The organism is Pseudalkalibacillus decolorationis, from assembly GCF_024609785.1.
Taxonomy (GTDB): domain Bacteria; phylum Bacillota; class Bacilli; order Bacillales; family Fictibacillaceae; genus Pseudalkalibacillus; species Pseudalkalibacillus decolorationis.
The window spans coordinates 109,109-122,867 of record NZ_JANHJQ010000012.1 but is presented as its reverse complement, the minus strand read 5'-3'; the positions used below and the strand labels follow the sequence as shown (position 1 = coordinate 122,867).

Here is a 13,759-nt window from a genome sequence, read left to right as displayed (position 1 = left end):
ATTCTCCTTTTTGAACATACAATTATTGTCTCACTATCTTTACTGTTTTTCAGAAATCGTTTCTAATGCTTTTGCATTTCCGTATGTCGGAGTTTGATTATCCGTCACTTTCGCCCATCTTACCCCGTTTTTAATAACCTTTTGTACTTCTGGGTTATAGTAAGTCGGGTACGTTTCATGACCTGGACGAAAGTAGAAAATCTTCCCTTTCCCACGACGGTATGTCAAACCACTCCGAAACACTTCGCCACCTTCAAACCAACTTATGAAAATCAACTCGTCTGGAGTCGGAACATCAAAGTGTTCCCCGTACATTTCTTCTTTTTCCAATTCAATATACTCCCCAACTCCATCAACAATAGGGTGACTCGGATCAACGACCCAAAGACGCTCTTTCTCGCTTGCTTCACGCCATTTGAGATCACAGGTTGTTCCCATTAAACTCTTAAAGATTTTTGAAAAGTGGGCAGAATGTAAGATTACTAACCCCATACCATCCAATACACGCTTTTTCACGCGGTCAACAATCACATCATCAACCTCATCATGCGCTTGATGTCCCCACCATACAAGAACATCCGTTTCATCTAACAGCTCTTGTTTCAGACCATGTTCTTTTTCGTCTAAGGTAGTTGTTTTCACCGTTACTTCATCATCTTGCAAGAAGGATGCAATTGCCCCATGAATACCCTCAGGATAAATATCTGCTACAACTTTATTTGTTTGTTCATGACGATTTTCATTCCATACTAATACCTTCATGTAGATATCACCTTTTTGTATTCAAAATTTTACTCTACTTTTTGCTCTCGCCGCGTATAGGATTCTCGTTCTACAATAATGGTCGGAATAACCACACTTCGCTTAAATTGGTTTGGTTCATTAATCAACTCCATTAAGCATTTCGTTGCTTCAAATCCTAGTTGATAGGTTTGTGTATCAATGGATGTTAATGGGGGTGTTGAAAATCGAGACATCAGAGAATTGTTGAAACTAACGATACTGACTTCATTTGGAACATGAATATTTTCCTTGCTCAAAGCTGATAACGTAATGAATTTATTAACCTTTGCGTATACAATCTTCCTTTCCTTCTAATCAATCCTCCAATTGTTATGTATTTTTTGATCATTAATGAAAACGGTTGCATAATGTTTTTTCAAATTTAACATTTTAAATTTACTATTTCAACAGTTTGAATATTGCATCAATAGTACTTCATAACCATTTTCTTATTATGAAACGTGCTACAAAGGAGAAATACGACAGATTTAAGAAAAGCATAAACGCCCTGTTCAGGTACGACAAGCGCTGGAGATTCTGCAGCCAACACGCTTTTTGTGTTTGTGGAAGAATCGAAGCGACCTCGAGTACCTGGGCGTTGAAGCTGGACATTACATCCATGCCGCAAACTTTTATACTTTCTTTACTCATAAAATAAACAACATCTTTGATCACATGTGAGAGGCTTCGAGGAAAGTTAAACTCTATCAAAAACCATCTTAATGATACTCTTTCCGAAAACGACCTGGTGGATGTCCAGTTTCTTTATGGAAAACCCTTGTGAAATAATGGACACTACCAAATCCAGTCATATCTGCAATCTCTTTGATTGAATGGTGCGTTGTTTTTAATAGGTAAGTAGCTTGCTTAACCCTCTCTTTTCGGATAAATGAAATAAAGCTTTCATTTATCCCATCGGAGAATAAACGAGATAGGTGACGTGTTGAAACATTAAGGTACTGTGCAATCATTTCTAACGATAATTTTTTTTCCAAATTATCTCGAATAAATGTTTTTGCCTGTTGCAAGATAAAATGAGGAGGTGACGTGTTCGTTTTAAATTCTCCCTCGTTATCCATGAACATATTTAGAAAAGATACAAGCAAGGCATGTGCAATGTTGGGTAATTCGTGGGAAGCTACGGCCCATCGCTTTTGTAGCGGTACAAGAAGTGATTTCCATAATGAGACGGTAGAAGAAGTTTCTCCATTATATACAATGATTGACTCTTGCTTAGCCATAGAAAGATAGTTTTCCACATACTCTCTTGAGGACTTCCCCTCATCAACCTCAAAACAAACAAAAAATAAAAATAGCCCTTGTTCGCTCTGAATTTGATGGGTGATACCAGGGCGTGAGCAGAATAATGTCCCTGGATAAAGAGAATAAATATTTCCATTATCTAAGTAAGTCCCTTCTCCACTCAATACATAACAGATTTCAAAAGAAGAATGCCGATGGACTGGGTTAGACGTCAAATTTGAATCGACTCCCCAGTAGTTGATTCGAAAGGATACATCGTGACCAACCAGAACAGTATGCTGATTTAATCGTCCAACGCTTTCTTTTACACAATACACCAATATTCCCCTACCTTTCATTAAGTTTCAAAATCTTGATATGGCGTAATCTGACAAAAACATGGCGTTGCTATTCAAATACAGGTCAAGGTTAACTTTATTATAATGAAAGAGTAGATGATATCAAATTTATAAACCTATGAGGAGGTTTTAAAAAATGATTAATTCAAAAGACGTAGATTTTTACAAAGACCAAGGGTATTTATTGGTTAAAGGAGTATTTAATAGTCAAGAAGTGGATGATATGCGTACTGGGATTGAAAACATCATTCAACGTGCAGCAAAAGCAAAGATGGATCATAATGCTACTTGGGATGGTGATTATTTACCTAAAGAAAAATTGAAGAAACTTGTATTAAAAGGATTTCATAATGTTCATTATCATGATTCTGTATTCCTAAATGCTTTGTCCCATCCGAACATGAGAGCTGTATTGAAACAAATAATTGGACCAAATGTGCAGCTTCATCATTCGAAAATGCTCGTGAAGCCTCCAGAGAACGGTGCTGCTTTCCCGATGCACCAAGATTACCCTTACTTTCCGCACGAAAACCATACCATGTTAGCAGCCAGCGTCCATTTAGACGATAGTAATGAGGAAAATGGATGTCTACGTGTCGTCCCTGAATCACACAAAGAGGGTGCTCTTCCACATGTAGGGAGACATTATTTGGACCAAAAGGATTACCCTATTTCAATAGGAACACCGTGTCCAGCTGAAGCAGGTGATGTGTTGTTTTTCAATTATTTGACTATTCACGGTTCCAACGTAAACCAAAGTACTCGCAATAGAAGAAACTTACTTTTTCAGTATCGAGAAGCCTCAGATTTCCCTACAAGCAAGGAACATTTTGATTGGGGGATGGGACTGATGGTGAATGGAGAGAACCCCCACTTCGATAAGGTGACACCATCTTATCAAATTGTGTAAATTTCTTTGTGCAGGGCTTTGTCTTATTCTTTTGCAAAGCCCTGCATACTAATGGAAACAATGACATTAAGACTAGAGAGAGGAACTAACTAGATCTATAAAGAATTTGTACACATGTCATTGCCACTCCAAAGAACTACATTCTCACTTTCAATCTTCCTTTGATTTTTGTGGCGAATATTTCTAATAGGATTGCGAAGGTTAAAATGAAGTAGGTGATTGCGCCAACTTCTTTAAGGTCGAGATAAAAACCACTTGCCATGAACATTTCATAGCCGATTCCACCCGCTCCGGCTGCTGCTCCCATCGCGATTGCTACTCCGAAATTAATTTCGAATCGTAAGAATGTCCAAGAAATGAGGTATGTCATGGAGGATGGGAGGACCGCTTGGAAAACGACCTGCCACCAGTTAGCACCACTTCCTCTTAACGCTTCGATCACGCCATCATCCAGTTCTTCAAACGATTCAGAGTAAGCTTTTATTAAGTAACCGACCGAATGAAAGGTCATGCCCACAATAGCCGCGACACTTCCGAGTCCTGCAGAAACTGCAAAGATCAACACCCAAAGTACAGTTGGCACCGCTCTAATAAAAGCCACAAACCCTTTTATCGCATTCGACACGTAGGAACTGCCTAAGTTTTTCGCTGCAAACAAGGCTAAGAACAATGCAATGATTGCCCCGAATAACGTTGTTAAGAGTGCTAGTCCCAAGGTAATCAAAACCTGATAAAGGGCGGTTCCAAATGTAAAATGTTTAAAGTGTGTATTTACAAACATCGTTTTAAAATTTCCAAGCATTGTCCAGATGCCCTCGAATAAGCCTACGCCAGCATAATTAAACGTTAGAAAACCGTAAAGAGTTAACAGGAGTAAGGACATGAGCGTAACCCGTACAACAATAGATGCCTTAGTTAAGGGCCTTAATTTGATCCTGTTCGTACCAGCTGTCAGAAACTTTTTCGGAGTATTGGTGGTAACGATTTTTGTTGATTCTTCAAGATTCACTATAGAATCACCCTTCTAACATAGTTTGAAATATATTCGATGAGTAAGATGGCCCCGACAATCGTAATCACTATTAAACTAGCCACATTGTAGTTCAAGCTTTTATAATACAAATCAAACAGAAATCCGATCCCTGTCCCTGTTAAGATTCCGACTAATGTTGCACTTCGTATGTTCGTCTCAACCATAAACAGCACCCAGCTGATCATTTGTGGCAAACTTGAAGGTATCACGGATTGGAAAACGACGGTAAAGTAGCTTGCACCAGTTGCTGTTAACGCTTCAACCGAGCCACTGCCCACTTCATCAATCGTTTCGATAAAGGCGCGTGTCAAAAATCCAAACGAAACAAAGAACAGTGCAAAATATCCTGTTAATGCACTCTGACCGAATGAAAAGAGTAAGATCATCGCCCATGCTGCAACGTCGATGTTCCGAAATAACGTAGCAATTCCTCTACTGATCGTGCTCATAAAATTGTTCACCTTCGTTATACTTGAACCAAAGATCGCAAATAACATAGCACAGACTGCAGCAACTGTAGCTGCAGCGATCGAGACTAGCACCGTTTGTAGTAGTTCTGCGAGTATTTCTGGAAGCTTAGCCAATGATGCCTCAGTGGGATAAAAGTTAGACAGTCCCCAATCAATCGCCATTGGAAAAGATGTAAACCCTTTGGCAACATCGTAATCGGTTAGAATTATAGAGCCGTAGCAAACTAAAACCAGCACAAATAGGATGAGTAACGATTGGCGTCTTTTTTTCGCAAAAAAATCCGTCTTCATTTATTTTCCTCCTACTTCAATCATTAGTTCACCAGCTTCAGAACCATAGATCGTATTGATTTCCTCTTCCGAAATTTTTTTCGGTGAGCCATCGTAAACGATCTTCCCTTTGCTCACTCCAATAATTCGATCCGAATACTTTAATGCCACATCGACTTGGTGCAAATTAACGAGCACCGTGATGCCCATTGACGAAGAGATCTTTTTCAAATAATCCATGATAATCTTAGAGGCATTCGGATCTAATGAAGCAATCGGTTCATCACATAACAACATCTTCGGATTTTGGATCAACGCTCTCGCAATCCCGACTCGCTGCTTTTGCCCACCGCTTAATTGGTCACATCGTTTGTACACTTGTTCTTGTAATCCGAGTATCGTTAGAACTTGTAATGCCTTCTTCTTTTCTTCTTCACTATATAAACCGAGAACACCTGAGAATGTCGATTTGTAACCAAGGAGACCGTGCAGGACGTTTTCAATTACACTCATTCTCATTACTAGATTATAGTGTTGGAAAATCATCCCGATTTTGGTTCGTAATCTTCTTAATTCCTTCTTCCTTAATCCTTGTACGTTTACGTTATCAAAGATGATCTCCCCATTGCTTGCTTCAATCATTCTATTGATGCAACGAAGGAGAGTAGATTTTCCTGCTCCTGAAGGACCGATGACAGAAACAAACTCTCCTTCTTTTACAGAGAAATTCACATCTGATAACGCTACAGTATCGGTACCATATTGCTTAGATACGTTCTTCACTTCAAGTAGCGTTTTCATGGTAAACACCCTTACTTATGATTATTTTGATAATTCTCTGATTGGATCGAACCAAGAATCCTCTACTTTTACGAAACGTTCTTTACCTGTACTCGTGAATAAGGCTGGTTTCTTTGAATCCTCTGGGACGAAAATATCTTCATTGTTTGCAACTTCATCCGATGTGAAAGCTTCCACGAGCGCTTTGCGGTCTTTGTCACTTACGTTTTCTGTATTGACTGTGAATGGAGCATTTAAGACTGGTGTGTCAGAGACAAGCACGAACTTTTCACCAATCACTTTATCGAATGGTTGAGCCGCGTCCTCTTTCACTTTGTAGACTGCTCCTGCTTTATTATGTTCTCCATCTGATAATTCCACGTAATTCGCTACACACGTATCACAAAATGCCGCAACTTCAGCCTTCCCAGACAGCAAGTTTACTGCTGACCCTTGATGAGAGTTACCGAAAAGAACTTTATCAAAGAATTTACCACCTTTAAGTAGATCTTCTGCCTTTAAATCTTTGTACTTATCTTCTTTACTGAAATGAGAAACGATTCCCGCTGATGGTACTTTAAATCCAGATGTTGAGCTTGTGGATACGAAAGAAAATGATTTTCCAGCAATGTTTTCAATAGAGAATTTATCGCCGTCTTTGTATTGGGCTTCGTTTCCTTGCTTAACAGCAATCCAGCTATGATAAACCGCATCTTCTATTGTCCCAGACTCCCCACTTGGAACAACGAGCGGTAGTACCTTTTCATTTTTATTGTGTGCTTCGATATAGCCTTGTGCGCCTAAAAACGCAATATCTGCACTACCGTTTGCGATTGACTCGATTGCGATAATGTAATCCGTAGTCGTCTTGTGTTCAACTTTCTTTCCTGTCGCTTTCTCGATCATTGCACCTACTGCTTCACGTGCTGCTTTTACATCTGCACCCGACTCATTTGGAAGCCATGCAACAGTTAGCGTATTATCTTCACTTTCTGAAGCTTTACCAGATGAACATGCTGCCATTACAACTACTAAAAAGAGAGACATCAACACGATCAATGCTTTTTTCATTTATAAAATCCTCCTATAGTAAATGAGTTGTCTTTCCAAAAAGAAAGGGTGACTAATGAGTTATCGTGAAATTTCCATTCTCAATGCTATACTCTCGATCACAAAGATCCTGCATGAATTCAAGGTCATGGAAAATCCCAAGCATCGTTGTCCCTCCCTTGATCAGCTGTTCGAGTAGTTCTTTTACTTTTAGCTTAGAGGCATGGTCAAGACTTGCTGTCGGTTCATCTAGAAGTAATAGTCTTGGTCGTTTCACCATTGCACGTGCAATATTTAGTCGTAGTTTTTCACCTCCCGAAAAAGTAGTGGGGTAGCTGTCCCATAATTCTCGGTCGAGCTCGAAATGCTGCAAAATATTCTCTGTTTGTAAATCCGCTGTCTGAGCATCCGTACCCATTTCCATAATTGACTGGGCAACAAGCTCTCTTGCCGTTGTTCGGGGCATTACATCTAGAAACTGTGAAACGTAGCCGATTTCATGTTTTCTCAGTGAGATCATTTCTCGTTCGGATACCTCGGATAAATTGATCTTTCCAAATCGGATAGAGTTGTACCAAATACTTCCCTCCTGCGAGCAGTAAGTACGATAAATACATTTTAAAACCGTAGACTTTCCACTACCGCTTTTCCCAGTTATCCCTACAAATTCGCCTTCCCTTAGATAGAGATTAATATCGCGGATAGCGTGTATGTGTTTTCCAAGGTTGTGTAACGTAAAAGACTTAGACAACCCCTCTATGCTCAATATGTTTTCCATTCGATCACCCTCATGAATTCACAAATTTTCTAGCTGGTTTCGTTATTCGGTAATTCGTTTGTTGAATAAGTTCTCCATCGACAAACACCGTTGTAATGACTGGAAAATCTTCATTGATTGCTTCGATAATGAGGAGGTCCGCTTTCTTCCCTTCTTGTATCGATCCAATTTCATCATCCATTTTGACTGCACGCGCTGGATTGATCGTAACGAGCTTAAACATTTCTAACAAGCTCATACCATGTTCGTTATGAAGCTTAAAAATGGCGTGGAGCATGGCAGCTGGATAGTAATCACTGCACAAGATATCAATGCTTTCCTTTTGGATGGCTTCTGTTGCCGATAAGTTCCCGCTATGTGATCCGCCAAGCAGTACATTTGGTGCACCAGCAATCGTGTATAGCCCTTTTTCTTTTGCCTTCTTTGCAATTTCCAAAGTGATTGGAAATTCACTGATACCTGTCCCGAAGCTCTGGACCAAATCCAGCTTTTCGATCGAGTCGTCATCGTGAGAGGCAATGGCAATGTTATTTGCTTTCGCTAGACTAGCAATCTCTTGAATGGCTTCAATCGTCAACTTTTCCTTCGTCCTGTGATGGTTGATAATCTTCTCAATTTCGTCATCACTATAGTTGTTGTTATAGCCTCTTACTGTATCTCGATAAATTTCTAAGTGGCGATATTGCCCTTGTCCTGGTGTATGATCCATGAATGAAACCAAATGTACTTTTTGTTCCATGATCAACGTTTTCAACATTTCGATTTCCCCAAGGTTGTCAATTTCATATCGAGCATGAAATCGGTGACGTACCAAATGAGGCGTATAGTGAGACTTTTCGATCAACTCGACGAACTTCCTGACATTCTCCGGTTCCCGAATAGGCTTGTACGCATACTCGTTTGTTTTTAAAATAGATAGGGAATGAAACATCGTCGTAATACCATGCGTGATAAGCTCTTTCTCTGTTTCTCTTAAACTTAAATTGAAATTCATGAGCGAAGTCGGTCTTGGTGCTGCCATATGCTCGATGTAATCAGAATGGATATCGATTATGCCTGGAGTTACATATCCACCCTCTGCATCGATGATATTGATTGTTGCATCCAATTCAATCTCGCCTTTAGGGGCAATTCGTTCAATCTTTTCGTCGACGATCAGTAAATCAAATCCATCAAGAATCGCTTTTTCGGTTATAATACGTCCGTTCGTTAACAGATACACGACTATTCCTCCAATACGATATTCATCCAACACCTATAACTTGGCGCTAGCCAAGTTTTCTTTATAGCAGTGAATGCACAAGCTGTTGTGTATATTGGTGCTGCGGATCTTCTAAAATCTGGTCCGTCAACCCTTGTTCAATCACTCTTCCTTCAAGCATGACGAGTGTCCGATCAGCAAGCATTCGTATTACTCCAAGATCGTGGGAAACGAGTACAATACTAATCTCCAATTCTCGTTGCAGGTTTTTGATAAGATCCAGCACACTTGCCTGAACAGACAAGTCTAACCCCGTCGTTACCTCATCTAAAAGCAGTAGAGGTGGCTTATTCGAAAGTGCTTTCGCTATCTGAACTCGCTGTTGCATACCCCCCGAGAAGTTTTTCGGTGCTTCTTTACTGCGATGAATGGGTATACACACGTGATCCAGTAATTCAATGCCCCTCGCTTCCATCGTTCCGACATGGCGCTCCCCAGCAGAAATCAGCTTTTCAGCAATGTTACCGATTGAGGAAAAATCCATTTTAAGGCCCAGAATGGGGTTCTGATACACCTTCCCCATCAAATGATTACGAATATAGCGCTTGTACTGGCCCGACTCCTCGAACAAGTTCTTCTTTCCATCTTTATACGTGTGAATATAAGCCACTCCACTCGTTACTTCTTGATCAAAATATAAACATTTCATTAAAGTCGATTTTCCGCTTCCACTTTCCCCGACAATGCCAAGGACTTCTCCTGGATACACATCAAAGGATACATCTTTACATGCATATACCGTTCCGCATACCGGGCAATAATTTTTCAGCATTTGTTCAGGATTCTGGGTGCGGCAGCTCTCACATCCATTACCAAACTGTTTATTTAAATGGCGTACGGATAAAATTGGACTGTCGAATTCATTCATAACGCACCCTCCTCCTGAGCTTGATTCAACCTTTCAATGCAATAGCTCGTATCATTGCATTGGTAATAGGTTTCACCGGATTCTTCCTCAACAAGCTCGTCCATAAATACGGAATTCGCTCCGCACACCTTACAACTCTCACCTTCGAACGATTCAGGCTCAAATGGATGATCTTGAAACGCGAGTGAGACGACTCTCGTATATGGCGGCACAGCGTACACCTTCTTCTCCCGTCCCGCTCCTAGTAAAATGAGTGCATCAGAATGATTCATTTTCGGATTATCGAAGCGCGGGATCGGACTCGGTGCCATTACATATCTGTTTTCCACCATGACGGGGTGGTCCGCATCAGTTGCCATATTCCCGTATTTCATGATCTGCTCAAAAAGCATCAACCAAGCTCCGCTGTATTCTTTTTCCGCATGCAGTTTTTTCGTTTCGAGTTCACTTGCCTCAAAAGCCCTGAGTGGCTCTGGTAGAGGAACTTGTAATACAAGAATCTGACCTTTCGTCAAAGGGACCTCTGGAATACGGTGTCGTGATTGAATGATTGTTGCTTCTGAAGTCTCATCTGTCTTACCGATTCCGGTAGTATTTTCAATCAACTTCTTAATGTTAACTGCGTTGACCGATTCATCCGCTCCCTGATCAATCACTTTCATCGTGTCGTTTTTTCCGACGAGAGAAAGTGTTAATTGCAATCCACCCGTGCCCCATCCGCGCGCGATCGGCATTTCCCTTGAAGCAAATGGTACCTGATACCCTGGAATCGAAATGGCTTTTAGTGTCGCTCTTCTTATTTCTCTTTTCGATCCTTCATCGAAAAAAGCAAAATTATAGGCTGTCGCTGTGGTCATCATACTCTCACCTCTTGCTTTTCCTGATTTAACTCACTATGTTTCTTTTTTGTTTTGCGAACACTATCGAGCTTCGATTGGAAGGTCACATAGTGTGGCATTTTCAAATGAGAGATGAATCCCGTTGATTCGACAGAGTCAATATGAAAGAGCACGAATTCTTCGTTATGGCTTGGATAATCCGGATTTTTATTTTCAAGGCAGTTATCTAGAATTCCCATCGATATCGCCTTTGTTTCGTTTTGCCCGTAGCAGACACCGTACCCTATCTCAAACTCTATTTCCTTTTTTCCATGTTCCTTTTCGACTGTGACCGGCATGAGCATTTCAGCTTCGGTTACTTTGATCTCACCAATAAAATAGCTATCATCATCGTCGGTTGGATCAATCGGATTATTTATATAAATGGGCAAATCGCCAACACGTAATTCACCGACTGTTGGATGAAGGGATCCATATCCACGAATGACCGCATAGGCTAATGACGTAACAGCCCCCGTCTGTCCTCGACTTAAAATTTGTAGCCTTTCACTGCGGCTTGATGGAAACTCCAGGCTTTTTCTTGTTACGTCATCCGGTTCCTGATCATTTCGCTCACATTCTTGCACCAAGCCTTCATTTCGTAAATAATCGATCACCTTGGTAAGCTTTGTTAGGTCCGTATCATCCGAATCGGTAGTTTCTTCCTTTTCGAAATCAGAAACCCAGCTTAACAGGTCTTCATCTGTTTCCGTAGCTAAATTGAAGTCCAGTAAACGATGGGTATAATCGGTTGTCGCTCCTAAAATTTGTCCTCCGGGAATATCTTTGAAGCTTGCTGAAATCCTCCGTTCTACCCTCATATCTTCGGAAACAACCTTGTTGGAATAATGCTTTCTCGGTAAGGTTGAGCGATAAGCTCGAAGTAAGAAAACCGCTTCTTCTGGATTTCCTTCTGCCTGCTTAATTGCTATGGAGGCAAGTTTTTCGCTGAACAGGCTGCTTTCTGACATCGTTTGATCAATCAAGCCTCGCATACCTGCTTCAATGTTCTTGACATGAAGAATCGACTTCTTTTTCGTACGTTCATATTTTAACCGTCGAATTGACTCTTCAATGGCGTGAGTTCCGCCTTTCACTGCAACGTATCCCATTATTTGATCACCTGCTTCATTACTTGAGTCGTTCTCGGTATAGCCAATAAATTATGATTTAGATCGATAAACAGCAGATCAATGCCTAAAGGAAAATCCCCATTTTTTTCAGCACGCAAGTCGATCCAATCTCCAGTTGCACTAATGTGAACGTACTCCTCTGTCCTAATTCCCGGTCCCCTCAGCATTAGTTCTCTTCCAGCGGTCACCTCATCGACTTCAATGATTAATGTCGCGGATTCTTGCGGATTCACGAGATCCCCATGTTTCGCCATCTGAATGGTCTTTTGTAATTGTTCATCAGTTGCGTCTTGTAAAATAAAAATATAATCCGCTTGATCTGCTGTCGTTGATTTTGCATAAGTGAGTTGATTAATGAACTGCGTCACTTCAGCTTCGTGCTCCGAAATGACTTTAAATGTGACTTCTGTATCCAGCAATGTCAGGGCTATCACGATCAGTGAATTGCTGCATTCGGTTTGGAAATCGACTTTTCGTGCTTCCTCGCTTAAATTCGAAATCATACCCGGTCTAGACATCGAATCGATGAGCATCCGGTATGCAGACTGTACATCATGAACTAAATCCAATTGCATAGTTGACACTCCCTTCACTCAACATCCATATTTTCGAAGTTTACTTTCGTTTGGAGAACTTTGTTGTCAAATTCTTTCCGTTCTACCGCTATGTTTTCTTCCTCCGCAAGCAAAAGCGGTATCCAGCCTTTTACTTCATCAAGCTCTGCCTGATACGCTGCATCAATAACGGCTAGATAATAGCTTAGCTCTGGCTTATCACCTTTTAAAATACCGATGCCTAACTGTCCGTTAATCTGGACTTTGCATTCTGTTACGAATACTTCTCCTAAATAAAACAGGCTTTTCTTCGCGTTTTCCTCCATTTTCACCATTACCAATCCGTTGTTTGGTTCTTCTATCATTTGAACCTCGTATCGGTCTGTGATTTGCGTTGCTAATTGTTCCGAAAGATTACTGGACCCATTGATCAGAATTCTTGTTCTTGTTTTTCGTTTCATCCTCAAGCCTCCATGTAAGATTGATGACCCGTTGCTATCAATTTACCTTGTTGCCAAGTTCATGAAAGTTAAGAGTTTGTAAAAAGCGTTGTGGTTATGTAAAGGATTAGATTATATAGGTAAAACAGTCACTACGATACCGTATTTTTGAGACCTCAAGAACCGTTCCAGTCTCTCGATCCAAACAGCGCGATTCGAGTAATAAGAGAGGAACAAGGCTTGAGCATTGTAAAATCTCTCGCTCAAACTCCGTAGGGAAAATGACGCTTAAAATACTTTTTTCTGAATAAACATCCGTATATCCCTTGCTTCTGTAGTACTCAAACATCGATGTGATCGTGTTCCCTAATTCACCAATATCCTGAAATAACGATTCTGAAATGTAGGATGTATGCAAGGCAATCGGGAGTTTTCCAAGGAATCGAAGTCTACGAATCTTATATACCTGCTCATCTTTATCTGTACTGAGAGATGGATAGATTTCAGTATGATAGGGTATTGGCTCACAACCGACATTTTCCGAATAATAATCACTATATAGCTCTCTCATTTTTTCGCTAAAGCTGACATCCTTCGAAAAGACAAGTGGGATTTGTTTCTTTCTGTCTTTCACAAAACTGCCTTTTCCTTGCATGGAATAGATATAGCCAAGCTCCTGAAGTCGTTCATACGCTTTTCGGACAATCATACGTGGCACTCTAAACTGATCAGCGAGTTCGTGTTCAGATGGTAACTTTTGATTCGCTGCAAATTTACCTTTATTAATGTGTAAAAGAATCTGGTCAACGAGCATAGTGACCTCAGACATATTGGTCCCCCCATTTTGGTAAGGTCTTTACGATAATCCACACTGAGCAAATTTCGACAGTTATTTACTTTTAAGTGTAAACAAGCTTTATAAACTGACGGTTAAGAAATTGTAAAAAGAT

General features: G+C 40.5%; 16 protein-coding genes. 1 reads left to right on the top strand and 15 read right to left on the bottom strand.

Annotation, left to right across the window (positions count from 1 at the left end; all coding sequences use genetic code 11):
• Positions 1-39 precede the first annotated feature (39 nt).
• From NON16_RS13305 to NON16_RS13295, 3 genes are all read right to left on the bottom strand, one after another.
• The gene (locus tag NON16_RS13305; RefSeq protein ID WP_257349669.1) at positions 40-762 is read right to left on the bottom strand and encodes a ThuA domain-containing protein; all 723 of its coding nucleotides are present in this window, start codon (positions 760-762) and stop codon (positions 40-42) included.
• 29 nt (positions 763-791) lie between these two features.
• A complete protein-coding gene (locus NON16_RS13300) occupies positions 792-1,040 on the bottom strand; it encodes a substrate-binding domain-containing protein (RefSeq protein WP_257349666.1) in 249 nt (82 codons plus the stop codon).
• A 462-nt stretch (positions 1,041-1,502) separates the two neighbouring features.
• Positions 1,503-2,363, bottom strand: coding sequence for an AraC family transcriptional regulator (locus NON16_RS13295; protein ID WP_257349663.1), 861 nt, complete (start codon positions 2,361-2,363; stop codon positions 1,503-1,505).
• Positions 2,364-2,520: 157 nt separating this feature from the next.
• On the opposite strand from NON16_RS13295, the gene NON16_RS13290 reads away from it, so the two are divergent.
• Positions 2,521-3,294 (top strand): phytanoyl-CoA dioxygenase family protein, encoded by a 774-nt coding sequence (locus tag NON16_RS13290; RefSeq protein WP_257349661.1) that lies wholly within the window; start codon positions 2,521-2,523, stop codon positions 3,292-3,294.
• Positions 3,295-3,430: 136 nt separating this feature from the next.
• On the opposite strand, the gene NON16_RS13285 is transcribed toward NON16_RS13290, so the two are convergent.
• From NON16_RS13285 to NON16_RS13230, 12 genes are all read right to left on the bottom strand, one after another.
• Positions 3,431-4,303, bottom strand: coding sequence for an ABC transporter permease subunit (locus tag NON16_RS13285; RefSeq protein WP_372508803.1), 873 nt, complete (start codon positions 4,301-4,303; stop codon positions 3,431-3,433).
• Positions 4,303-5,088: a PhnE/PtxC family ABC transporter permease gene (locus tag NON16_RS13280; RefSeq protein WP_257349659.1), complete on the bottom strand. Its 786-nt coding sequence runs from the start codon at positions 5,086-5,088 to the stop codon at positions 4,303-4,305. Before NON16_RS13280 ends, NON16_RS13285 begins: the two co-directional genes overlap by 1 nt.
• Complete coding sequence (gene phnC / locus NON16_RS13275; RefSeq protein WP_257349658.1) at positions 5,089-5,868, bottom strand: phosphonate ABC transporter ATP-binding protein; 780 nt, start codon at positions 5,866-5,868, stop codon at positions 5,089-5,091.
• A gap of 21 nt (positions 5,869-5,889) precedes the next feature.
• Positions 5,890-6,918 carry a phosphate/phosphite/phosphonate ABC transporter substrate-binding protein gene (phnD, locus tag NON16_RS13270; protein WP_257349657.1) on the bottom strand — a complete coding sequence of 343 codons (1,029 nt, stop codon included), beginning with the start codon at positions 6,916-6,918 and terminating at the stop codon, positions 5,890-5,892.
• Between the two features lie 52 nt (positions 6,919-6,970).
• Complete coding sequence (locus NON16_RS13265; protein ID WP_257349656.1) at positions 6,971-7,675, bottom strand: phosphonate C-P lyase system protein PhnL; 705 nt, start codon at positions 7,673-7,675, stop codon at positions 6,971-6,973.
• A gap of 10 nt (positions 7,676-7,685) precedes the next feature.
• Positions 7,686-8,897 carry a phosphonate metabolism protein PhnM gene (gene phnM, locus NON16_RS13260; protein ID WP_257349654.1) on the bottom strand — a complete coding sequence of 404 codons (1,212 nt, stop codon included), beginning with the start codon at positions 8,895-8,897 and terminating at the stop codon, positions 7,686-7,688.
• A gap of 61 nt (positions 8,898-8,958) precedes the next feature.
• Entirely contained in the window at positions 8,959-9,804 is an 846-nt protein-coding gene (locus NON16_RS13255; protein ID WP_257349653.1) for an ATP-binding cassette domain-containing protein, read from the bottom strand.
• The gene (locus NON16_RS13250) at positions 9,801-10,664 is read right to left on the bottom strand and encodes an alpha-D-ribose 1-methylphosphonate 5-phosphate C-P-lyase PhnJ (RefSeq protein WP_308216611.1); all 864 of its coding nucleotides are present in this window, start codon (positions 10,662-10,664) and stop codon (positions 9,801-9,803) included. Before NON16_RS13250 ends, NON16_RS13255 begins: the two co-directional genes overlap by 4 nt.
• On the bottom strand, positions 10,661-11,794 hold the full coding sequence (locus NON16_RS13245; RefSeq protein ID WP_257349652.1) for a carbon-phosphorus lyase complex subunit PhnI: 1,134 nt from the start codon (positions 11,792-11,794) through the stop codon (positions 10,661-10,663). Before NON16_RS13245 ends, NON16_RS13250 begins: the two co-directional genes overlap by 4 nt.
• Positions 11,794-12,390, bottom strand: a complete 597-nt coding sequence (gene phnH, locus NON16_RS13240) for a phosphonate C-P lyase system protein PhnH (protein WP_257349650.1) — start codon at positions 12,388-12,390, stop codon at positions 11,794-11,796. Before phnH ends, NON16_RS13245 begins: the two co-directional genes overlap by 1 nt.
• 14 nt (positions 12,391-12,404) lie before the next feature.
• Entirely contained in the window at positions 12,405-12,830 is a 426-nt protein-coding gene (phnG, locus tag NON16_RS13235) for a phosphonate C-P lyase system protein PhnG (protein ID WP_257349649.1), read from the bottom strand.
• Between the two features lie 106 nt (positions 12,831-12,936).
• Positions 12,937-13,638, bottom strand: coding sequence for a GntR family transcriptional regulator (locus NON16_RS13230; protein ID WP_257349647.1), 702 nt, complete (start codon positions 13,636-13,638; stop codon positions 12,937-12,939).
• Between the last annotated feature and the right edge of the window lie 121 nt (positions 13,639-13,759).